The organism is Spirosoma pollinicola, assembly GCF_002831565.1.
Lineage (GTDB): Bacteria > Bacteroidota > Bacteroidia > Cytophagales > Spirosomataceae > Spirosoma > Spirosoma pollinicola.
The window spans coordinates 532,328-553,334 of record NZ_CP025096.1; the positions used below are offsets into that span (position 1 = coordinate 532,328).

Annotated in this window: 23 protein-coding genes and 1 tRNA gene; 11 read left to right on the forward strand and 13 right to left on the reverse strand. The window is 46.8% G+C overall.

The window, feature by feature from the left end:
* Nucleotides 1-33: 33 nt before the first annotated feature.
* From bcp to CWM47_RS02205, 8 genes are all read left to right on the forward strand, one after another.
* Nucleotides 34-483 (forward strand): thioredoxin-dependent thiol peroxidase, encoded by a 450-nt coding sequence (gene bcp, locus CWM47_RS02170; protein ID WP_100986153.1) that lies wholly within the window; start codon nt 34-36, stop codon nt 481-483.
* A 58-nt stretch (nt 484-541) separates the two neighbouring features.
* Nucleotides 542-1,399 carry a transketolase gene (locus CWM47_RS02175; RefSeq protein WP_100986154.1) on the forward strand — a complete coding sequence of 286 codons (858 nt, stop codon included), beginning with the start codon at nt 542-544 and terminating at the stop codon, nt 1,397-1,399.
* Between the two features lie 39 nt (nt 1,400-1,438).
* Nucleotides 1,439-2,416, forward strand: a complete 978-nt coding sequence (locus CWM47_RS02180; RefSeq protein WP_100986155.1) for an AAA family ATPase — start codon at nt 1,439-1,441, stop codon at nt 2,414-2,416.
* Between the two features lie 143 nt (nt 2,417-2,559).
* The gene (locus tag CWM47_RS02185) at nt 2,560-2,982 is read left to right on the forward strand and encodes a hypothetical protein (RefSeq protein WP_157815878.1); all 423 of its coding nucleotides are present in this window, start codon (nt 2,560-2,562) and stop codon (nt 2,980-2,982) included.
* 32 nt (nt 2,983-3,014) lie between these two features.
* On the forward strand, nt 3,015-3,968 hold the full coding sequence (locus CWM47_RS02190) for a transketolase family protein (protein WP_100986157.1): 954 nt from the start codon (nt 3,015-3,017) through the stop codon (nt 3,966-3,968).
* Nucleotides 3,969-4,055: 87 nt separating this feature from the next.
* On the forward strand, nt 4,056-4,628 hold the full coding sequence (locus CWM47_RS02195) for an RNA polymerase sigma factor (RefSeq protein ID WP_100986158.1): 573 nt from the start codon (nt 4,056-4,058) through the stop codon (nt 4,626-4,628).
* Nucleotides 4,629-4,697: 69 nt separating this feature from the next.
* Entirely contained in the window at nt 4,698-5,162 is a 465-nt protein-coding gene (locus CWM47_RS02200) for a hypothetical protein (RefSeq protein WP_100986159.1), read from the forward strand.
* A 10-nt stretch (nt 5,163-5,172) separates the two neighbouring features.
* On the forward strand, nt 5,173-5,625 hold the full coding sequence (locus CWM47_RS02205; RefSeq protein ID WP_100986160.1) for a hypothetical protein: 453 nt from the start codon (nt 5,173-5,175) through the stop codon (nt 5,623-5,625).
* 91 nt (nt 5,626-5,716) lie between these two features.
* Here CWM47_RS02205 and CWM47_RS02210 read toward each other — a convergent pair whose 3' ends face one another.
* The 6 genes from CWM47_RS02210 to CWM47_RS02235 form a co-directional block, all read right to left on the reverse strand.
* On the reverse strand, nt 5,717-8,512 hold the full coding sequence (locus CWM47_RS02210; RefSeq protein WP_100986161.1) for a M14 family metallopeptidase: 2,796 nt from the start codon (nt 8,510-8,512) through the stop codon (nt 5,717-5,719).
* Nucleotides 8,513-8,665: 153 nt separating this feature from the next.
* A complete protein-coding gene (locus CWM47_RS02215) occupies nt 8,666-9,439 on the reverse strand; it encodes a glycoside hydrolase family 25 protein (protein WP_100986162.1) in 774 nt (257 codons plus the stop codon).
* A gap of 113 nt (nt 9,440-9,552) precedes the next feature.
* A complete protein-coding gene (locus tag CWM47_RS02220) occupies nt 9,553-9,798 on the reverse strand; it encodes a hypothetical protein (protein WP_100986163.1) in 246 nt (81 codons plus the stop codon).
* Nucleotides 9,799-10,017: 219 nt separating this feature from the next.
* Complete coding sequence (locus CWM47_RS02225; protein ID WP_100986164.1) at nt 10,018-10,653, reverse strand: peroxiredoxin; 636 nt, start codon at nt 10,651-10,653, stop codon at nt 10,018-10,020.
* 146 nt (nt 10,654-10,799) lie between these two features.
* Nucleotides 10,800-11,456, reverse strand: coding sequence for a response regulator transcription factor (locus CWM47_RS02230; RefSeq protein ID WP_100986165.1), 657 nt, complete (start codon nt 11,454-11,456; stop codon nt 10,800-10,802).
* Between the two features lie 4 nt (nt 11,457-11,460).
* Complete coding sequence (locus CWM47_RS02235) at nt 11,461-13,038, reverse strand: sensor histidine kinase (protein WP_100986166.1); 1,578 nt, start codon at nt 13,036-13,038, stop codon at nt 11,461-11,463.
* A 91-nt stretch (nt 13,039-13,129) separates the two neighbouring features.
* Between CWM47_RS02235 and CWM47_RS02240 the strand changes: the two genes are divergently transcribed.
* Nucleotides 13,130-13,627: a DUF3299 domain-containing protein gene (locus tag CWM47_RS02240; RefSeq protein ID WP_100986167.1), complete on the forward strand. Its 498-nt coding sequence runs from the start codon at nt 13,130-13,132 to the stop codon at nt 13,625-13,627.
* Nucleotides 13,628-13,741: 114 nt separating this feature from the next.
* Here the strand turns inward: CWM47_RS02240 and CWM47_RS02245 are convergent.
* Nucleotides 13,742-13,815, reverse strand: a tRNA-Ala gene (locus CWM47_RS02245).
* 168 nt (nt 13,816-13,983) lie between these two features.
* Here CWM47_RS02245 and CWM47_RS02250 point away from each other — a divergent pair.
* Nucleotides 13,984-14,238, forward strand: a complete 255-nt coding sequence (locus CWM47_RS02250) for a GIY-YIG nuclease family protein (protein WP_100986168.1) — start codon at nt 13,984-13,986, stop codon at nt 14,236-14,238.
* Nucleotides 14,239-14,299: 61 nt separating this feature from the next.
* Here CWM47_RS02250 and CWM47_RS02255 read toward each other — a convergent pair whose 3' ends face one another.
* From CWM47_RS02255 to CWM47_RS02265, 3 genes are all read right to left on the reverse strand, one after another.
* Nucleotides 14,300-14,923, reverse strand: a complete 624-nt coding sequence (locus tag CWM47_RS02255) for a C40 family peptidase (RefSeq protein WP_100986169.1) — start codon at nt 14,921-14,923, stop codon at nt 14,300-14,302.
* A 68-nt stretch (nt 14,924-14,991) separates the two neighbouring features.
* Entirely contained in the window at nt 14,992-17,133 is a 2,142-nt protein-coding gene (locus tag CWM47_RS02260; protein WP_100986170.1) for a Tex family protein, read from the reverse strand.
* Nucleotides 17,134-17,284: 151 nt separating this feature from the next.
* Nucleotides 17,285-17,476 carry a cold-shock protein gene (locus tag CWM47_RS02265; RefSeq protein ID WP_012925283.1) on the reverse strand — a complete coding sequence of 64 codons (192 nt, stop codon included), beginning with the start codon at nt 17,474-17,476 and terminating at the stop codon, nt 17,285-17,287.
* Nucleotides 17,477-17,706: 230 nt separating this feature from the next.
* Between CWM47_RS02265 and CWM47_RS02270 the strand changes: the two genes are divergently transcribed.
* The gene (locus CWM47_RS02270; protein WP_206170666.1) at nt 17,707-18,498 is read left to right on the forward strand and encodes a M23 family metallopeptidase; all 792 of its coding nucleotides are present in this window, start codon (nt 17,707-17,709) and stop codon (nt 18,496-18,498) included.
* A 74-nt stretch (nt 18,499-18,572) separates the two neighbouring features.
* Here the strand turns inward: CWM47_RS02270 and CWM47_RS02275 are convergent, their stop codons facing one another.
* From CWM47_RS02275 to CWM47_RS02285, 3 genes are all read right to left on the reverse strand, one after another.
* Nucleotides 18,573-18,782 (reverse strand): hypothetical protein, encoded by a 210-nt coding sequence (locus CWM47_RS02275; protein ID WP_100986171.1) that lies wholly within the window; start codon nt 18,780-18,782, stop codon nt 18,573-18,575.
* A gap of 97 nt (nt 18,783-18,879) precedes the next feature.
* Nucleotides 18,880-20,355 carry a CCA tRNA nucleotidyltransferase gene (locus tag CWM47_RS02280; protein ID WP_100986172.1) on the reverse strand — a complete coding sequence of 492 codons (1,476 nt, stop codon included), beginning with the start codon at nt 20,353-20,355 and terminating at the stop codon, nt 18,880-18,882.
* A gap of 65 nt (nt 20,356-20,420) precedes the next feature.
* A complete protein-coding gene (locus CWM47_RS02285) occupies nt 20,421-20,984 on the reverse strand; it encodes an L-threonylcarbamoyladenylate synthase (protein ID WP_100986173.1) in 564 nt (187 codons plus the stop codon).
* Nucleotides 20,985-21,007 lie beyond the last annotated feature (23 nt).

Sequence of the window (21,007 nt, forward strand, 5' to 3'; positions counted from 1 at the left end):
CAAAATCGTATAGGTTTGCAATCGTAAACCAGCATGAGCCTAAATATCGGCGATACCGCCCCTGATTTTACGAGTACAGACCAGAACGGCCAGCCAATAAAGCTATCTGATTATCGGGGCAAAAAGGTGGTTTTGTATTTCTATCCCAAAGACAATACGCCGGGTTGCACCGCTCAGGCCTGTAGTCTACGCGATAATTATGCCGATTTACGGTCAGCGGGCTACGAAGTTCTGGGCGTCAGTGTAGATGACCAGAAGTCGCATCAGAAGTTCATCAGTAAATACGAGTTACCATTTACGCTCGTAGCCGACACCGACATGCAGGTAGCCGAAGCTTATGGTGTGTGGAAAGAGAAATCAATGTACGGGCGAACGTATATGGGCACAGTCCGTACCACCTTTCTGATTGATGAGAACGGTATCATCATGGACATCATCAGTAAAATAGACACAAAAAATCACTCGGCACAGATTTTACCTTAATGCGGTTTAAAACCCGTTATTCTTGATTAAAAAAGCGGATTTCTACCCGCACTACTACATGGAAATAGAACAACTCGAAAACACTGCAACCGCCGTTCGGCGTGACATTCTCCGCATGGTCGCGGCCGTTAATTCAGGTCACCCAGGCGGCTCATTAGGCTGCACTGACTTCCTTGTCGCTCTTTATTTTGAGGTAATGAACTTGAAAAAAGATGCCGATGGCACTCCTATCTTCGACATGGATGGGCGCGATGAAGATCTTTTCTTCCTGTCGAACGGGCACATATCTCCGGTATTTTATTCGGTGTTAGCGCGGGCGGGCTACTTTCCAATTGCCGAGCTGGCCACCTTCCGTAAGCTTGACAGCCGCTTGCAGGGGCACCCAACTACAGCCGAACACCTGCCTGGTATTCGCATTGCTTCGGGCTCTTTAGGACAAGGTTTGTCAGTAGCCAGCGGTGCCGCTTACTCCAAAAAACTGAACGGCGATAAAAGCCACGTGTATGTTTTGATGGGCGATGGTGAGCAACAGGAAGGTCAGGTTTGGGAAGCGGCTCAGTTTGCTCCTAACAAAAAACTTGGCAACCTGACCGCTATCATCGACCTTAACCACGCTCAGATCGACGGCACCACCGACAACGTAAACAGCAACCGCGACCTGGCGGCTAAATACCGCGCGTTCGGCTGGTTTGTTGATGAGATGGAAGGTAACGACATTGCTGATGTCATTCGGACCCTCAAAAAAGCGCAGGAAAATCCCGAAGTACCAACAATGATTCTAATGCATACCGAAATGGGCTTCGGTGTTGAGTACATGGTGGGCAACTACAAATGGCACGGCACGGCTCCCAACGCTGACCAATTGACGCAAGCCCTGAACGGATTGCCATTGTCGATAGGTGTAACGGATTATTGATCGTACCGAACAGCAAGATGCTGTTTAGTAGATAGCCTTATGAAAATTAAACGCCTGGTCATCGAAAATTTCAAGTCCATTGAACGGATCGAGCTCATTGAGCCGAATCCGTTCACGGTCTTTGTCGGCCCTAACGGGTCGGGCAAATCGAATATTTTCGAGGCTTTGGAATTTGTGAATATTGATTACGTATCTGACAGAGCTATCAATTTATTCGGCGTAGATAAAATCAGGAGGAGAGTCGCAATGGCCGACAGTTTTAGTTTTAGTTGCGATTTAGAGGAATTTATTGTTGTTAAGTCCCACATTTCACAGCGAACTGGAATTAAAATAGAGGAAAATTCTGAACTCCTTTATGAGCCGGACATCAGGCGTAAAGTAGTTAAGTACTTTGCCGAATACCAGCAATACATTAATGGATTTAGCCGAATTTTCATCCGTAATGAAAAGCTGTTAAAGCAACCTTTTAAAGATGACAGCAGACTTGCTTTAGATGCTAGCAACCTCGAACCCGTTTTAAAACGTATCTTAACTGAAGATGTGTTGAGATCAGAGATTTTCGAGTGGCTTGAATTATTTGTACCGGGATTCAAAGCAGTCGAGATAGATGACCGTGACGAGTTGCATTGGTTTGAAGAGTTCTCTCCGGAATACTTCACAAAGGATTTAATCTCAGATGGCACTTACAATATTCTTGCTCTTCTCACTGCTGTTTATCAGAGTGATGATAGACCTCAATTTCTATGCATTGAGGAGCCTGAGAACGGCCTTCATCCACAAGTAGCAGCTGAATTAATTGATTTCTTCCGAATTATGTGTGAAGAGCGAGGTCACCACATTTGGTTAAATACGCACTCACAATCCATGATAGCCCGGTTAAAACCAGAGGAGATAGTTATCGTTGATAAAAAACAGGGAGCGACTCGTATTAAGCAGATTTCAAAGGATGATTTCAAAAACTGGCGGATGGACGAAGCTTTATTAATGAACGCTTTCGGAGGGGGGCTTCCGTGGTAAATATCGGTTTTGTCTGTGAAGGAAAAACAGAACAAGATATTATTGAGTCAGCCAGTTTTCAAGAGTGGCTCTATCGAAATGGGTTGACTTGCGTAAGTCCTGTTTTTGACGTTGCCGGAAGTGGGAATCTACTTCCTCATCGTATGACCGATATTCGCGAAACGCTATTTAGAAATGGAGCAAGTGTAATTGTTGTTATCACTGACCTTGATCAAGATGAATGTATTACAATCACTCGTGAACGTGTTACTAACCAGAATAATCAGGTCGTGATTGTAGCTGTACAACAAATAGAGTCCTGGTTTTTGGGTGATACAATTACGTTACGCAGGCTGTTCTCAGATGATACTTTTGAATTTAATAATCCAGAAGCAGAACAAAACCCATTTGCGACGCTAAAGCACTTGTTTAAATTAAAAACCCAGCGAGGTATTGGGACAAAACCGATGTTAGCCCGTCGAATGCTGAAATATGGTTTTACCATCGAAAATGCAGCTCGACACCCAAATTGCTCCAGTGCCAATTATTTTTTAACCAAATTGCAAACCCTCGCTTCGGCGAACTAACAGACGTAAAGGATTGCGTCTCTACATAGACCATGAAAAAGTACGAATACACAGAGAAAAAAGATACGCGTTCGGGCTTCGGCGCGGGCATTGCCGAGTTAGGCCGGACGAACCCTAACGTGATTGCCCTAACCGCCGATTTGGCCGGATCGCTCAAACTGGACGTTTTCATCAAAGAAAATCCCGAGCGGTTTGTTCAGTGCGGTATCGCCGAAGCCAACATGATTGGTGTATCGGCAGGATTAACCATTGGTGGTCACATCCCCTTTGCTACCACATTTGCCAACTTCGCTACGGGTCGGGTTTATGACCAGATTCGCCAGTCGGTGGCGTACTCAAACAAGAACGTTAAAATATGCGCATCCCACGCGGGCTTGACCCTCGGCGAAGATGGCGCTACGCACCAGATTCTGGAAGATTTGGGCATGATGAAAATGTTGCCCAACATGACCGTTATCAATCCTTGCGATTATAACCAGACCAAAGCAGCTACTCTTGCCATTGCCGAACACGAAGGGCCGGTTTATCTGCGCTTCGGGCGGCCGGTGATTCCGGTTTTCTCCCCCGCCGACCAAAAGTTTGAGATTGGTAAAGCATGGACCGTGAACGAAGGGAAAGATGTTTCGATTTTCTGCACGGGTCACCTTGTTTGGGAAGCCATCAAAGCGGGCGAAATGCTGGCGGAAGAAGGAATCGAAGCCGACATTATCAACATTCACACGATTAAACCGTTAGATGAAGAGGCTATTCTGGCTTCGGTGAAGAAAACGGGTTGTGCTGTATCTGCCGAAGAGCACATGATTAATGGTGGTTTGGGCGATAGCGTCGCACAGGTGCTGGCTCGCAACTACCCTGCCCCACTTGAGTACGTAGGTGTTCATGACACCTTCGGCGAAAGCGCTACACCTGACCAGCTTATGCAGAAATACGGTCTCACTGCCGACAAAATCGTTGAGCAGGTGAAGAAAGTAATGGCAAGAAAATAGTGGAGACGCAACCCTTTGCGTCTTATGACCAGGTGATTTTAGCTGACGCACAGGAGACGCAAAGGGATACGTCTCTACAAATAACGAATGACTGACGAAGAAATCCTCGCCAAATACCGCGATCCGTCGAGCCGGAACTACGCCTTTAATCTGCTGGTGCGCAAGTACCAGCAGAAAATATATTGGCATATCCGCAAGATGGTTATCGACCATGACGACGCCGATGATTTAGTGCAGGAAACGTTCATAAAAGTCTGGAACAGTCTGGAACAGTTTCGGGGTGATAGTCAGTTATATACATGGGTGTACCGCATTGCTACCAACGAGTGCCTTAATTTCCTGAACAAGAAACGCCGACGCTTTTTTCTGCCTATTGGCGACGTAGAGGGTGAGCTGATGGAGAAACTGGAAAGCAACTCCAATTATGTGACATCGGGTAGCGAACCAACTGGTGAGGAAGTGCAAATGAAATTGCAGAAGGCACTGCTTAAACTTCCCGATAAGCAACGGCTTGTTTTCAACATGAAGTACTTCGACGATATGAAGTATGATGAGATTTCGGAGATTACCGGTACATCGGTTGGTGCTTTGAAAGCGTCGTATCATTTAGCTGTCAAAAAAATTGAGGATTATATCACGAAAACAGATACGACCGATTAAACCTCAGCCGCTTGACACTGTCCAATACCTAAACTGAGACAGAATTGTGTAATACACACACCACTTACCATGAACGAGGATAAACACTTCCGACTTGACGAACTACCACCAGAACACCCAATGCGGCAACACCCGTTTGTGGCACCGGATGGCTATTTCGATACGTTGCCATCTCGGGTACAGGCGCGTGTAACGCACAAAGCAAAACCGGCATTTAGCATCAGTTGGTCGTGGCAGCGCACAACTGCATCGTTAGTGGGCGCTAGTATGATTGCCTTGCTGGTTTGGCAAACCTTGCCCCAGCGCCAGGAGTCATTGCCAAGCGAAGCTTTAGCCGGTGTAAGCAATGACGTTATTACAGCCTACCTGGATGAGCAGGGAGTCAACGCCGATGAACTGGCCGACAGCCAACAACTCCACTCATCTATGGGAAATGATACAACGGCGATTCAGTATCTGAACGTGCAGCCTCAAGACATTCAGCAACATATTAGGGATGAGGAATTTTTCGACAATCCAAATATGGGCTCCTGATTTATAAAGAATGGTTAACTCTACCAAGATGAAACACGCATGGATTGGCTGGATGATTGCCCTGACGCTGACGACGCAACTCGCCAATGCGCAGAATGATCTCAATGGACGCCAGAAAATTGAATCGGCAAAGATTGGTTTGATTACCAACCGACTGAACCTGACAACCGATCAGGCACCCCAGTTTTGGGCAGTGTATAATGAATACAACGCGAAGAAACAGGAGTTGAACCGTCGGATTCGGCAACTTAATAACGAACCGTCGCGTACCAACTTGAATGATAATCAGCTGGTGAACGGCCTCAGGGAAGTTAATGCGACGAAGCAGAAACTGGCTGATCTCGACGAAGAATATATGAGTCGGTTCCTGAAAGTCATCAGCCCGGCGCAATTAGCGGAGTTGTATAAAACCGAACAAATGTTCAACAAAATGCTTCTCAACAAGCTCAACAACTCGAACTAACAAAAAGCGTTAGTCAACAAAAAGCCTGACCGAATTTCGGTCAGGCTTTTTGTGTTTTACGTAGCGTGGGTGGTCCGCGCTATGTTAACTGTTACGGCGTTTTAAGCGCGTAAAGCTGATTGAACAGCAACTTAAACGTCCCTTGCGATTGAGCGCGGAAAGTGATCTCGGGGCCAAATGCATAGAGTTTTCCAGAACCCACCGGGGCCATAAAGGCGGCAACACCATCCTGCAAATAGGATTGTCCCCATGCCCAGCCACTGCGTAACGGTTTGTTTGTATCGAACCAGGCAAGCGGCACCACCGTTCCTTTAGCAATGGCTTCAGGAGCCAGATTAAAGACTGGACTAGCATCGAAGTAAACATCTGTCTGATTCGATAAACCCCAGGTAGCGTGCTGTGTCGAATCCAGACTTACCCGTAATACACTGCCGGGAATGTAATATTTCTCACCCGGTAGCGGCCTTTCCTGTCCGCTGTTTGTCATCTCGGTAAGCGCATTTTTCACGGGCAGTTTTAGATGGTAGGCAAGATTCGTACTGCTGCCAATAGTCACAACCGTTCCGCCCGACTCCATAAATGTTTTTATCTGTGGAATCGACTTGTCGGCCGTAATTTTGCCCATCCACGGACGGTACATTTCAGGGGTTGTTTCTTCCTTTGGCGCACGTTCCAGCGCAGCAAAAATATCATCGTCCTTGGCACCAACTGGTGGAATAGCGCGGGTAACAAAAACGATTACATCGAATTTCTTACGCAGATCCCCGGCATCAATGTCTTTAGGATAGATAACCTTCATCGGGAAATGGTATTGCTCCATCAGCCAGCGAATCCAGCCCGACGGCATCGACCCACCGTAAGAATCCCAAAGGGCAATTCGCATTGGCGACACTTTGGTCATTGACGTGGTTGGCCGTTTGGAAAGGCCACTTACTTCCAGGCTAAGTTCTTTGGCCGATTTATCCAGCAGTGATTTTGCTTTTGCAGAAGCCGGAACAAAGAAAGCACCTGCCTCCACAGTCGATTTTTCGCCAACACCATTTGGTAATCTATATACTTCAACACCCGACGCGAGCAGGTCATTAACAGCAATAAAGGAATTATTAGCTTTGGCACTCAATACATACCCCGCGCCTGATGCGCCATTGACGTGCCCTTCCGGCGACTGAAGTTCGCCAATTGGTAACTTCTTGAATGGGCCATCGAAACCATCCAGAATACGGTCGAACTGAACGTTCATCAGGTAGGCGAGTGTCCAGCCTGCCGCATCGTATGGGCGAACCGGTGGCCCACCCGGATATTGGAAGTCATTGGGGTGATCCTGCGGTTCGAACATGTCCAATATGTGCGGACGGAATGCCTGATCGGTTTTAACAACATAGGAGCCAACCGGATATTTCTTGCCCGCTACTGTAAAATCGGCGGTTGCCTGCTGAATTTGAATACCCGTTTTAACCAATGCATTGATGAATTTAACTGCCGTTGCAAAATCGGGCTGATTGGCCGGAATGATAAACCCACGTGGATCGCGCAGAACCGGCGCCTTCATGATGGTATCATAATACTTGATTGGCATACCGCCACCGCGAGGCACAAAGCCGTATTGGGCCAGGGCTGCATTTGTAGGGGGAACAACTTTTTTCGGATCGTTTTTGAAAGCCTCATCAATGGCGTCGATACGTTTGGGCGAAAGAGCCCAATAATCCCGACTGCCGCGTTCAATGGAGTTTTTACCCATCCGATAGATGTTGAACAACAGTTCGTCGCCATAACGAGCCGCATAATTCAGTACCGCGTAGTTTAGCGAGATCGAATAGTCAATTGACTGTTTGAAATGCCATTTTTGGGGCGTAACAGGAAATGGCGTATTACCATTCGGGATCAACCGTTTGGGAACAAGGGGGATATCCTCTGGCGTTGGGCCACCAATTATTTCTGTCAGCAAGCCAACCATGTTGTGAAAGTGTGTTGTAGTACGCAAACCGCCGTTATACCAGGTTGAGAAAACGGAGCCGCCGAGACGAGTAAAACCAGGCTTGTTTTCGGCATTCAGGCGATTGATCATGGCTGCGCCGAGGGCGTCGATGCCTGTTACCATCAATGGATCGAATACGTAATTGAATGGATCGCGATAGGGCGGACCTGCCAGCACCGACCCAGCCGGGCCGCTCTGGTGGTGATTGTACATAATTTGCGGAATCCATTCAACAAACAACTGGCGCCCGATATTCTGGGTTTCCTTCATGTTCATGATGAAGAAGTCGCGGTTGTTGTCGTGGCCCACGTATTTTTGATATAACCTCGGCAAGTTATCCAGTACGCGTTTTTCAGCTTTAGGTTCGCGCATGTACCAGTTCGTCACTATTTCCTGCCCGTCGGGATTGGCATGCGTGAGCAGGATAATGTCCTTATCTAGAATACGCATCGTTTCAGGATCTTTGCGGCTTGTCAGTTGATAAACCGTTTCGATGAGCTGGTGCGTGCCAACGGTTTCAGTGGCATGCAGGCCACCATCAATCCAGACAACTGCTTTCCCTTCATTTGCCAACGTGTGCGCTTGCTCGTCGGAGAGGTTTTCGGCGCGGGCAAGTTTCTGCGAGATTTCCTTGTACCGGTCCAGTTTCTTCAGGTTTTCGGGCGAAGAAACGATAAGCATTAACTGATGACGCCCTTCCTCAGTCAGGCCAATGTCAACAAGTTTCACCCGGTCTGAGGCTGCCGCTACTTTTCTGAAATAAGCCTCGGTTTGCGTGTAGGTGGCGAGTTGATAATCATCGCCGATGTTGAAGCCAAAATGCTCTTTAGGGGTGGGAATTGTCTGTGCCTGGGTAGCTAGCAAGCCCAGAGCTAAAACAAACATAAACGAATGGAGAACTTTTTGAATCATAGAGGTATTTAGTCAGATTGTCGAAGTAACCCCACCAAATTAGGGACTTTTGCACATACTAGTGTTATCTGACCAAACGAACTTCTTAAGATTTTTTCAGAACTTTTATTTGTAGTCTTTACTATTTCCCAATGAATCCTTCTCTTTTGATAGTTATAAACAAATATCCTTTAAGCGATATTCATCCATTACGAATACATTAAAGTCAACTTGCCCCCGAATACCATGCACCCAACCACTCTGATTATGTTGCCAGAGATAAAGTTTATCAGGATTATAATTGCGCAGGTGTTTGGCCGAATAGTCGGCAATCCAAAGAGGATATTCGTCGAGGTTACCCTTAATATATCGTTTATATAAATTGCCATTCGTATAAATCATTGGCCGGGCGTGGTAGTGCTCCTCAACCGTTTCGAGCCAGAGCTTTAACCCATTAATTATCGTCTCATCCGACTGGCCGTTTATGACCTCAAAGTCAACGACAGGAACGAAATCACCTTCACTCAAATCGACCGTTCTTATAAAATTATTGGCTTGTTTAAGTGGGTCGCGGGTGGGGTGGTAAAAATGGTAGGCACCCCGACGTAAGGCTGATTTCTTCGCTTCACGCCAGTTTTTTTCAAAATGCTTATCGGCCAGTGTAGCACCTTCTGTCGCTTTAATAAACACGAACTGGAGTCGAACCCCATCGGCCTCCATCTCTCGAACACGTTCCCAATTGATACGGTCATTATGCCGGGATACGTCAATCCCATGAATACCGAAACGCATGGGCAACCGGATACCAAAGGCCCGCACAAACTGCCAGTCGAGTTCAGCAGCGCGACGCGACCGAACAACGAAGAATGTGATCAATACAAGTAAAAATGCCCCGATCCATAGACCATATCGTCGAACGATAATATTAAATAGAACGCGGTTTTTCATTCAGGTCGTTGATTAGCGTGCCAAAAATACAGCATTAGCAATAAACAAACCGCACATAAAAAAGCCCCCTGCAATTGCAGAGGGCTTTTTCACAAACTCTCATTTGAGTCTTTTTAGTCATGCCCTTCCAGCTTGACCAACTTGTTATATAAACCCAGCAACAGGAAGGGAGCCGCCCATTGACCAACAAACAGGCTTTTGTCGCGTTTATTGACCGACTGCAAATAGAGCGAAACGCCCATTGAGCCTAACGCGGCCCATAAAAAAATGTCGGAGGGCAGTTTGGCGGTTTGTTCTTCAATAGCTGTTGCCACTGGTCCTTCGGAATGTTCGGGGTTATTATTTTTATTTTTTGCCATAACGTTAAGTTGTTTTTAGTTAGTACCAGCGCATTTAACTCAGTAATGAATTAGAAAGTTTTATGCCGGATGCGTTCAAAACAGATAGTATGCGTATGGTCCAATTTAAGGTGTCTTAAAACAAAACCAGATCAGAATCTATAGTCACTGCCTTCATATTATATGGTAGCAGATACAGATTCTGATCCGGCAGAATGGATCGGCAAACCCAACTAACTATTACTTATTAGGCTGGGGCGTGGTACGGAGGTAAGGCTTAACAAACGTTACGCCTTTAGGGAATTTAGCTTCCAGTTGATCATTTGTAACAGCGGGCGTAACAATTACATCGTCGCCCTGTTGCCAATCGGCAGGCGTTGCCACCTGGTAATCGGCCGTTAATTGAAGTGAATCAATAACACGGATCAACTCGTTAAAATTGCGACCCGTTGACGCCGGGTACGTTAGTGTCAGCTTGATTTTTTTATCAGGCCCAATCACAAATACCGAGCGAACAGTTGTTTTTTCGCTGGCGTTGGGATGAATCATATCATACAAGGTCGCCACTGTCCGATCTGCATCGGCAATGATAGGGAAGTTAACTTCAGTGCCCGTCACCTCTTTGATATCGGGTGTCCAGCGGTTGTGCGAATCCAGATCATCTACCGATACGGCAATGACCTTTACGTTACGCTTGCCAAATTCATCTTTAAGCAAGGCAGTTCTGCCTAATTCGGTGGTGCAAACGGGCGTAAAATCGGCAGGGTGCGAAAACAGCATTCCCCATGAATTACCGAGCCATTCATGAAAGTGAATATGGCCTTGTGTTGTGTCGGCCTCAAAATCGGGAGCAATATCTCCTAAGCGCAGTGACATAATTAAGTGGTTTTTTATTAGTGCATAAATCCTATCTAGTTAATATAGTAATAACTAAATGGAAAACCGGCTATTAGCCGGTTTATAGAGCAAACCTAAAAAAGAATTCTCAGGTTCGCAATTTTTCAAGTATCCAATTTTCAGATTCAGATTAGCTTATCCTCCACGGCCATTCTGACCAGCTCGGCGGCATTGCGCACCTGAAGCCGACGCATCATATTGGCCCGATGGTTATCAACTGTCCGAACACTGAGTTGAAGTTTTTCGGCAATTTCGCGACTGCTCATACCATCAACCAGAAACTGCAAAATCTCTTTTTCTTTGTTAGAAAGCTTGGATTGACGTTCGGCGCGACCGTGGCGATCTCCTTTTTTCAACTGCTGCATATAGCCACTCAGAATAATGGAGGCTACCGGTGAGCTGTAATATTTTTCGCCAGAGGCAATGGTACGAATGGCTTTGATCATTTCATCGGAGGATGAGTCTTTCAGAATATAGCCATAAGCACCTGCTTCCACCGACCGCAAAATATAATCTTCATTATTGTGCATCGACAGCATCAGCACACGCACGTTTTTATATAATCGACTGACGACCTGAGTCGTCTGAATACCCGACATGCCCGGCAGTGAAATATCCATCAGGATTAAATCAGGCAAAAGGGCTGGTGTAGGCTGAAGCACTTTCAGCTTATCGAGGGCCTCTTCGCCATCATTGGCTTCATCAATAATTTCAAGGCCATCGGCTTGTTCGAGCAAAAGTCGAATACCGTCACGAACGATTGAATGATCGTCCACTAACATTAATCTAGTAGGTGTCATGGGATGCAAACTGCGTTTTATAGGGAATACTAACTTGTATTTTAGTGCCTTTACCAATCGCAGATTGAAGTTTAAATTTGCCGTTGAGCAACTTGGTTCGTTCCTGCATATTTTGTAAACCCTGAGAAGGGGGCCGTAGTTCTAATGAATGGGGTGTATCATCGTTAATTTCCGTTTTTTGCTTCGTTGACCCGTTTTCCTGCTTTTTTCTGGGTACCTGAAATCCTTGGCCATCATCGCTCACGAGCAGATGCAGCGTATTACCCAGTTCATTTAGTTCAATGTGAATATGCGACGGTTTAGCATGCTTGACGGCATTACTTACCGCTTCCTGAGTGACCCGATACAGCATAATCTCAACGTTTTTATTTAGTCGTGGCATATCTGGTGTGAAATTCGTCTCGAACGTTATGTCAAACAATTCGCTTCGATCATGCTCAGCAATCATTTTTATAGCCGGTATTATACCAAAATCACTTAACACACTAGGCATAAGGTTATTAGAAATCGTTCTCGTCTCCTGAATCGTCTGTGTAACCAGCGTTTTCAATGTTTTCAGGTTTTTGGTGTGTGGTATTACACCCGTTTGTTCGGATGCTGCGGCCCTGGCTAAGCTGGCTTCAAGTCCCTCAATTTGCAGTTTGATAGCCGTCAGCATTTGCCCCAGTCCATCGTGCAGTTCGCGCGACAGGCGTTTTCGTTCCTCTTCCTGACCGGCAATCAAGTACGACGTTCGCAATTTTTGCTCGTCAATCTCCTGCTGGTATTGCAGTTTGGTAGCCTCAAATAGTTTCTGACGTGTTTCTTTCAATACCCGGTTCGCATTGAGCAATTTCTTATTGGCAGCGGTGGTCTGGCTTTCGGCTTCAATAAGCTGCGCAAATGTCTGCTTAAGTTTTTGAGCAGCCGGTTGGAAAATCAACAGTCCAATGCCGATTAGTACCGATACTGTAAAAATATACAAGTACAATTCTATGGATTGCAGCAAGGTTAATTTAGCCCTCAGTTCGGTAGTATACTCCCGGACAATACCATCCATCTTTTCTAGAAATGGCTTTTCATTGGCCAGCATCAGTTTAATACTAGACTGAATCTCAGGACTTTTAACTTCTTCATACTGTTTCAGCCGCATTAGCCTATGGGCGCTTTGGCGGAAAGCGTCGAATTGTGGCCGAATACCTTCGTATAATTGTTGAACTGTACTGGAGTTTACAATGGATACTCTGGGGTTATCTGCCTGACCTTGACGCACCTGCATATGGTAGCGCTCAAAAACAGGAAATACCTGTCTTAATGCAGTAACGTTCTCTGAGAAATTTTCCTGTTCGTTAGGGTCAGCGATCTGTAATACCTCTTTTACGATCTGCTGGCTCTGATGCCGCTGTATGGCAGAGTAGCGAATGATCCACAACTCATCTTGCGCTGCGCGAAGTCGCCATTGGGTCAGCCCCTGCCCTACCGTTAGTAAAACGGCAAGAAAAATCAGAAGGCTTAAGTATAGGCGGGTAAATCGAAGGGGAATTACCGAGCCGTCTTTTGTGTTGTCGTTGAGTGTGTCAGGCACGAGTAGCGTTGTCGATACAAAAGTGAGTTAGTAAAAGTAATATTTTTTGTATTTTTACCAATTACAACCTCTCGTTAAGACTTTCAACAATATGGCTCGTTTACTGATTGCCTTATTTTTCGTATCACTTGCAGCCCCGGCCTTTCGTCCGGCCCTGCCACCTGTTGACCGTGTAAAACCGGGCGTATCAGTTTCTGCAGTTGCCGAACCCGTAAAACTCTCCTGGGAAGTTTTGCGAGATGTGACCTTCAAGAAAAAATGGTATGCCGAAGAATCTGTCTACATGCTTTACCCAACGTTTGGACAAGGCATCCAGAAATTAAACGGAAAAACGGTTGATCTGACAGGCTATGTCCTGCCTGTTGATCTGGAATCAAATATATATGTGCTATCGGCTTTCCCGTATAGCGCCTGTTTTTTCTGCGGGGGCGCAGGACCTGAATCGGTTGTGTCGCTGAAATTCAAAAAGTCTGATAAGAAATTCAAAACGGATGAACGCCGGACATTTCGAGGCACGTTGAAACTGAATGCTGATAATATTTACGAGCTCAATTATATCTTGGCTGATGCCGAAATGATTGCTCAGTAAATAAGGCTTCTCATCATAAAAAAACAGGGTTCCCAGCGAGAGCCCTGTTTTTTTATGATGAGAAGCCAGTAAATAAGAAAACCACTCTAGTCGAGTGGTTTCTGTATTCAGAAGTGGAGAATATCGGAGTCGAACCGATGACCTCTTCCATGCCATGGAAGCGCTCTAGCCAGCTGAGCTAATCCCCCCTAAACGCCTATAGTGCCGTTTTGTGGGTGCAAAGATGCGTAAAAAATAATCCTGACCCAAACGCAAACTCCTTTTTTTTTGACATTACAGCATAACATAGTGCCCCTGTAGTCCAATATTGGTTTTGTATTATCAATTGCGTAGTTTTGATAATACTTCCGATACCCATGCATACAGTATATATTATCTATAGCCCAACAGCTGACCGGTATTTCATCGGTCAGACCAAAGATTTGAAAATAACGCTGTGGCAACATAACGCTAAAACAAACCCGGTTACGGCCGATGGAAAGCCTTGGGAAGTACGATTCACACGGGCATTTGACACGAGAAATGAAGCCTTAAGCTTAGAAATGAAGCTCAAAAAGAAGGATCGCACACATTGGGAAGAGCTTATTAACAGCACCCAATCAGCCGTTTAGATCCCTTCTCATAAAAAAAGCCGCTTTCGAAAGCGGCTTTTTTTATGGCTATCAATACAAATTAGAACGGGCGCAGTGCTTTAACAAATCGTCCTTTGAAGTAATCGGCATATAAATTATCCTCCCGAACGCCCCGCGATGAAGACGCATGAATGAACCGAATATTCTGTGAACCATTCACCTCTGTCACAATACCCGTATGCGAAACGTAACCCGCCTGTCCCTTATCAGGTACAAAGAAAATCAAATCACCGGGTAGTATTTCAGCAACTTCCACTTCATGCCCTACTTCAGATTGTTGCCATGAAATACGGGGCATTTTCAGACCAACCGTATTAAAGACGGCATATACAAGCCCCGAACAATCAATACCGTCGGATGTATTACCACCCGACCTGTAGGGGGTTCCTGTATAGGTGCGGGCAATTTTTACTACTTCGGGCACATAACGATTTTCGTAGGTACGGCTATCGACTACTTTACCTGTCGGCTTTGCCGGAGCAGCCGGTGAACGAACAGGTGTTTTTCCAGTCGATGGGCGATTGGCAACCGGCTTAGACGACGGTGGGCGACGACTGACGGATGGGCCAGAGGAACGGAGCGCATTACAGGCAATAAGTAGCCAGAGCAGGCAGGCACTCAGCAGTACGGGACGTATAACATCCCGAAACCAGCGTTGTTGCATACAGGGATTGGGTTAAGGCAGTATAGGCAATTTTTTAACGTTGTGACACATTCGCGTATTGCAACCTATCAAAATTTCATAGTTAATGCAATCCGTTTACGGGCCTTATCGACTTCCAGGACTTTAACTTTTACTTTCTGAAATACTTTTACAACCGTTTTGGGGTCAGACACAAAATGATTGGCCAATTGAGACACGTGTACCAGCCCATCTTGCTTAACGCCAATATCGACAAACGCCCCAAAAGCCGTGATGTTGGTTACGACACCCGCCAGCACCATCCCTTCGTGCAAATCATCGACCGAACGAACGCGGGCATCGTATTCAAACACGGATAGTTGTTCACGGGGGTCGCGGCCGGGTTTGGCGAGTTCGGCCAGAATATCGCGCAACGTAGGCAAGCCGACGGCGCTGGTCACGTACTTTTCGATTTTAATTTGCTGGCGTAACTCTGGCCGATGGATAAGATCATTAACACGACTTCCTACTTCAACAGCCATCTTCTCTACCAACCCATACCGCTCTGGATGAACCGCACTATTATCCAGAGGATTTTTAGCCCCTTCAATACGAAGGAAACCGGCACATTGCTCATACGCCTTGGCACCAAGTCGAGGCACTTTTTTAAGTTGTTCGCGCGAAGTGAAAGCCCCATTTTCTGCCCGATACGCGACAATATTACCAGCTAATTGCGGCCCTAAACCCGAAACATAGCGAAGCAAATAAGCACTGGCGGTATTGAGCGATACACCTACCTGATTAACACAGCTCTCCACTACAGTATCAAGGCTGGTTTTTAAATCACTTTGATTCACATCGTGCTGATACTGCCCCACACCAATCGACTTAGGGTCAATCTTCACCAATTCGGCAAGCGGGTCCATAAGTCGACGGCCGATACTAACAGCTCCCCGAACGGTAACGTCACGATCAGGAAACTCTTCGCGGGCTACATCCGAAGCAGAGTAAATAGATGCTCCCTGTTCACTCACCATAAAAATCGGCTTGTCGAGTTGTAAAGCCTGCACAAACTCTTCTGTTTCTCGCCCGGCGGTACCATTTCCAATGGCAATAGCGTCAATAGCATATTGCGATACAAGTTTCTGAACTGTACTGATGGCTTGCTGCCGCTGAGATTCAGAGTGGGCTAAATACAGCACCGTTTCGGTCAACAGATTTCCCTGTGCATCGAGGCAAACCGTTTTGCAACCCGTTCGATAGCCGGGGTCAATGGCCAGCACGCGCTTTTGACCCAGTGGCGGGCTAAGCAAAAGCTGGCGCAGGTTGTCAGCAAAAATTCGGATAGCCTCTGCATCGGCTTTGTCTTTAGACGCATTGGCAAATTCGGTTTCGAGCGAAGGCTTGAGCAAGCGTTTGTAGCCGTCACGAATAGCCAGCACAAGTTGCTCTTTACAAACGGGCGTACCCGTCCGATCAGCTACAAACTGCCGTTCGAGCCGTTCGGTAGCAGCTTCTTCGTCAGGACCGATACTAACGGCCAGAAACCCTTCGGTTTCTCCCCGTCGCAACGCCAGCAACCGGTGTGAAGGTACCCGCCGGAGCGGTTCGGCAAAGTCAAAATAGTCCTTGAATTTTATACCCTCCGTATCTTTACCTTTTTTGACAACAGCGCGTATGATCGCTTCCCGCTCAAAGAGGTTACGAATCCGCTGGCGGGCATCGGCGTCTTCACTAATCCGCTCAGCCAGAATATCGCGGGCGCCCTGCAACGCATCAGACACCGTTGGAACGGCATCGGAAAGGTGCCGTTGAACAATTCGATCCAGGTTTACTTCACGTTGGGCAATTATACTATTGGCAAGAGGCTCCAGTCCTCGCTCAATTGCGATTGTGGCACGGGTTTTCCGTTTTTGACGGTAGGGAAAATAGAGATCTTCGAGATCGGTGAGCGAGTCGGTAGCTTCGAGTTTCCGGCGGAGGTCGGAGGTAAGTTTCCCCTGCTCATCGATGGATTTTATAATTGTCTCCCGGCGTTTATCGAGGTCGAGGATTTTTTGCAGCGTTTCTTTAATGTTCCCGATTTCGACTTCGTCAAGGGGCGAACCATTGGCCGATGCGGTAGCTTCTTTACGATAGCGGGCGATAAAGGGAACAGTGGCCCCGCCGTTGAGTAGTTCGATAGTGGCGGTTACCGACCGAATGTTCAAGCCCAGCCGGGCCGCAATACGTTGTTCAATGGATTGGGTCATACTAAAACTAAAAAAGACCTTTTGTGATGGACCTAAATTGAATCCAGCGCAAAAAGTCCTGCAAAAATGGCCATACGAACCGACAGGGCAAAAAAAAACATGCCAACTGGCATGTTTTTTACAATAGTGTGTGTCTTGGTATATCTTACGATTAAGCCATTTCGACGTTTACGGCATTTAAGCCTTTCTTACCGCGTTCGACATTGAATTTAACTTTGTCGTTTTCACGGATTTGGTCGATGAGACCGGAAGCGTGTACAAAAATGTCTTCGCCACCGTCATCGGGTTTAATAAAACCAAACCCTTTGGTTTCATTAAAGAATTTTACAGTTCCTGTTTGCATTGCTATTTTAAATTTAGGCGAAGGACGGTACTATCAAGTTCATTTCCAAATGTATTTCTAAAATTTCTTTAAAGATTCGAAAATATTTTTTCAAATAGGTCAAAATAGTGCTCATTGGCCGTTACAATCGACTTCACTAGCCATATTATATGCGCCTATCGCGCTACTTTATGTATTTTTACCGTCCTAATAGAATACAACCAGTAGTGAAGATTGACGTAACTTCGTTCATGCGGATAGTAGGCATTTTAGGCGCATTGTTAATTGGGGGACTAAACGCGGCCTCGTCGCAGGTAGTTCTCAGCAATTCCGATGAGCCTACGCTTTATAGCTATTGCCAGCAGTTTCAAACTTTATACACGCAAATTCGTGAACAAAGCATAACGCCCGACTCGGCCCGATTACAGTTCAGTGGCATCATGCATGGCCTGCAAACGCGGTTTCGTAGTATGGAAACCTACAAACAAGATTCAATTCAACGAGACAGCCTGCGCCGTACGGGCCTGTATTTCAGCTTTCCCATTCGTGGCTATTCGACAAGTGCCATTGGTGGTACACATGGCGAAGGCTATCGGGGCAATGGCTTTGACCTGTTCGATTATACCGTACGCGGTAGCCATCCCGCCCAAGATATTTTCATCAGCGACCGCAATCAGGACATCATCGACGACCGTACGGGTAAACCCGTCGATATTCTGGCGATGAGCCGGGGGCTGGTATTGGCTATTGAAACCTCCTGGAAACCCGGCTCCGAGTACCGGGGCGGCAACTGGATCTGGGTGTATGATCCCAACCTCCACGGTTTGTTCTATTATGCCCACAACAGCCAGGTCGATGTAAGGCCGGGACAGTGGGTAACAGCTGGGCAGAAACTCGCCGAAATGGGCAGAAGCGGCTTTAATGCGTATAAAAGCCGTTCCCCAACGCACCTACACCTAATGTATCTGCAGATCAAGCCCGACGGTCTCCCTCAACCTATCAATACCTACGAGTGGCTGCTTACAGCAAAACCAGCGAAATGATGTGAGATGTTTAGGATGTATTACTTACGCCAGTTTTCATATCATACGTTATATATAATACATCCTACATCTTTCTACGATTCACGCACGAGGTTGACACCTGTAACCAGGAAAATCATGCCTACGATGAAAGGGGCAGCTGATTCAGCTTTCGATACGTGTAACCCTAATACTGCTTTGCCTTCGGAGAGGAAAGCCACTAAAGCAAACAGTACGACTACTACGCCCAGAATGGTAAGCGATGCGCCAAAAAAGCGCCGGAAATTAGTATTATTATTCTCCATAAGTTTTTAATCAAAAATGATAAGCCCGGATGTATGCTGTGGCGTGCATCTGAGCGAGAAAGAGCAATCTCTGTCAGATACTGTCCAACAGTATACATTATGCAACTGCGTTCAATCCACGTTTACGGCCTTCTTCAAGTAAGAATGGATAGGCGTCTTCGAGTGTATTCGTAACGAGACCATCCAGGATGGCTTCGCGTAAAGCAGCTTTCAACTCCCCTACTTCTTTCGATGGGGGCAATCCAAATGTTTCCATGATAAACTCACCCGTAATAACCGGCTGAAAACTACGAAGTTTATCGCGTTCCTCAAGGTCTTGAAGCTTTCGCTCTACGCGATCGAAATTACGCAGGTGTTTTTGGACTCGCTCATAGTTTTTCGACGTAATGTCGGCGCGGCAGAGGGCCATTAGTCCCTCCAAGTCATCGCCTGCGTCAACAAGCAGCCGTCGAAGGGCAGAGTCGGTGATTTGCTCTTTTGTGAGGGCAATAGGCCGCAAATGCAGGCGCACGAGCCGCTGTACAAACCGCATGTGTTCGTTTAGGGGCAGTTTCATTGTCCGGAAGATACCCGGCACCCAACGCGAGCCCATATCTTCGTGACCGTGAAATGTCCAGCCAACTTTCTGGTCGAAACGTTTCGTAGCCGGTTTGGCAATATCGTGCAAAAGAGCCGCCCAGCGTAGCCAAAGTTCATTGTCAGCCTCCCCGGCATATTTCGTTGGCTCAGCGCGACTGGCAATGTTATCGAGAACCTGAAGCGTATGGTAAAAATTATCTTTGTGACCCTTCCCTTCTATGGTTTCAACACCCTTTAAAGCGATCAATTCCGGGAAGATCCGCTCCAGTAAGCCAGCGTGATAAAGCAGTTTGAATCCATACGAAGGCGTGGGCGACAGGATGATTTTATTCAGTTCATCTGTAACACGCTCCCGCGAAACAATGGTAATTCGTTCGTTCATCCGCACAATGGCATCAAACGTATCGGGCTCGATATCGAAACCCAGCTGCGAGGCAAATCGAATGGCCCGCATCATGCGCAGTGGATCGTCGGAAAAGGTGATATCGGGGTTGAGGGGCGTACGGATAATTTTTCGCTTGAGGTCTTTTAATCCCTCAAATGGATCGAGCAGTTCACCAAACGCTGTAGACGAATTGGCGTTGCGATTCAAGCTGATACCCATGGCATTGATGGTAAAATCCCGGCGATTTTGGTCATCTTCGAGCGTACCATCTTCTACAATCGGTTTGCGCGAATCGCTTCGATACGACTCCTTACGAGCACCAACAAATTCGACCTCCCACTCCTCTTCACCTGCTGGCACGGTGGATTTGAGCATGGCCGTTCCGAAATTAGGAAACACGGCTACATTTGTTCGAAGGGCTTTCCCAACGGCTTCGGCCAGGGCAATGCCGCTGCCAATACATACTACATCAATATCTTTCGACGGACGCCCCAAAACCAGATCACGCACAAATCCACCAATGACGTAGGTTTGCACACCAAGCGCATCGGCTTGTTGAGCAATGACATCAAAAACCGGATTCTTATGTAAGGTGTCGCTAAAATTCATGTACAAAGTTTTGTTGTCACACGTCAGACTCTACTGGCCTTTTTAACCAACGCCCGACTGACAACCTATTTTCTGATAAAATTAATTTCCCCATTAACTGCCAATCGCATAATGCGTGATCGTTTTGGCATGCCCGGCAGTGACCCCATTCTCTCGGCAATGAGGGCTTCGGCGGCAGGGGGCAAACTCAACGCTTCCAGTGGAATAGAGAGCACTCCCCGCCCGAAACTGCTGATCAGGCGCTGTAAATCGGGGTTCAACAGGCGTCGAACAGCTACTTCGCCCGTTGGTTGTCCGGCGGCACCCGTTATTGTTTCCACAGACCGCCACAAAACCGTTGACAGGTTCTTGCCCTGTTCGAAGATAACAGTTAACGGAATTTCTGTAAAATCAACCAGATCGTAGGCTATCTCCGGGAGTTTCGCTACATACATGCCCAACTGATCGGCGCTATGAATGAGCACAGTTGGCTGCAAACCAGCGGGTATAAACGCCTGTAGGGTCAACAGTTTCTCCACAGCCGAATCATTAACGGGGTCGGCAACCACAGACCAGCCTGTTTCGTCGGCAAGCGCAATAAGTTGTCCCTGTCTGAGTTTGTAAGCGAGATCGCGAATGTCTGTAGTCATAGTTGAATAAACCACAAAAATAC

Excerpts from the sequence above, each read along its gene's own strand:
- CWM47_RS02175 (WP_100986154.1), top strand. The coding sequence starts at position 542 with ATGGAAATAGAACAACTCGAAAACACTGCAACCGCCGTTCGGCGTGAC.
- CWM47_RS02270 (WP_206170666.1), top strand. The coding sequence starts at position 17,707 with ATGCGGATAGTAGGCATTTTAGGCGCATTGTTAATTGGGGGACTAAAC.
- CWM47_RS02280 (WP_100986172.1), bottom strand. The coding sequence starts at position 20,355 with ATGAATTTTAGCGACACCTTACATAAGAATCCGGTTTTTGATGTCATT.
- CWM47_RS02265 (WP_012925283.1), bottom strand. The coding sequence starts at position 17,476 with ATGCAAACAGGAACTGTAAAATTCTTTAATGAAACCAAAGGGTTTGGT.
- CWM47_RS02220 (WP_100986163.1), bottom strand. The coding sequence starts at position 9,798 with ATGGCAAAAAATAAAAATAATAACCCCGAACATTCCGAAGGACCAGTG.
- CWM47_RS02195 (WP_100986158.1), top strand. The coding sequence starts at position 4,056 with ATGACTGACGAAGAAATCCTCGCCAAATACCGCGATCCGTCGAGCCGG.
- CWM47_RS02230 (WP_100986165.1), bottom strand. The coding sequence starts at position 11,456 with ATGTTAGTGGACGATCATTCAATCGTTCGTGACGGTATTCGACTTTTG.
- CWM47_RS02225 (WP_100986164.1), bottom strand. The coding sequence starts at position 10,653 with ATGTCACTGCGCTTAGGAGATATTGCTCCCGATTTTGAGGCCGACACA.
- CWM47_RS02185 (WP_157815878.1), top strand. The coding sequence starts at position 2,560 with ATGACCGATATTCGCGAAACGCTATTTAGAAATGGAGCAAGTGTAATT.
- CWM47_RS02250 (WP_100986168.1), top strand. The coding sequence starts at position 13,984 with ATGCATACAGTATATATTATCTATAGCCCAACAGCTGACCGGTATTTC.
- CWM47_RS02240 (WP_100986167.1), top strand. The coding sequence starts at position 13,130 with ATGGCTCGTTTACTGATTGCCTTATTTTTCGTATCACTTGCAGCCCCG.
- CWM47_RS02275 (WP_100986171.1), bottom strand. The coding sequence starts at position 18,782 with ATGGAGAATAATAATACTAATTTCCGGCGCTTTTTTGGCGCATCGCTT.
- CWM47_RS02200 (WP_100986159.1), top strand. The coding sequence starts at position 4,698 with ATGAACGAGGATAAACACTTCCGACTTGACGAACTACCACCAGAACAC.
- CWM47_RS02260 (WP_100986170.1), bottom strand. The coding sequence starts at position 17,133 with ATGACCCAATCCATTGAACAACGTATTGCGGCCCGGCTGGGCTTGAAC.
- bcp (WP_100986153.1), top strand. The coding sequence starts at position 34 with ATGAGCCTAAATATCGGCGATACCGCCCCTGATTTTACGAGTACAGAC.
- CWM47_RS02210 (WP_100986161.1), bottom strand. The coding sequence starts at position 8,512 with ATGATTCAAAAAGTTCTCCATTCGTTTATGTTTGTTTTAGCTCTGGGC.
- CWM47_RS02190 (WP_100986157.1), top strand. The coding sequence starts at position 3,015 with ATGAAAAAGTACGAATACACAGAGAAAAAAGATACGCGTTCGGGCTTC.
- CWM47_RS02255 (WP_100986169.1), bottom strand. The coding sequence starts at position 14,923 with ATGCAACAACGCTGGTTTCGGGATGTTATACGTCCCGTACTGCTGAGT.
- CWM47_RS02215 (WP_100986162.1), bottom strand. The coding sequence starts at position 9,439 with ATGAAAAACCGCGTTCTATTTAATATTATCGTTCGACGATATGGTCTA.
- CWM47_RS02205 (WP_100986160.1), top strand. The coding sequence starts at position 5,173 with ATGGTTAACTCTACCAAGATGAAACACGCATGGATTGGCTGGATGATT.
- CWM47_RS02180 (WP_100986155.1), top strand. The coding sequence starts at position 1,439 with ATGAAAATTAAACGCCTGGTCATCGAAAATTTCAAGTCCATTGAACGG.
- CWM47_RS02285 (WP_100986173.1), bottom strand. The coding sequence starts at position 20,984 with ATGACTACAGACATTCGCGATCTCGCTTACAAACTCAGACAGGGACAA.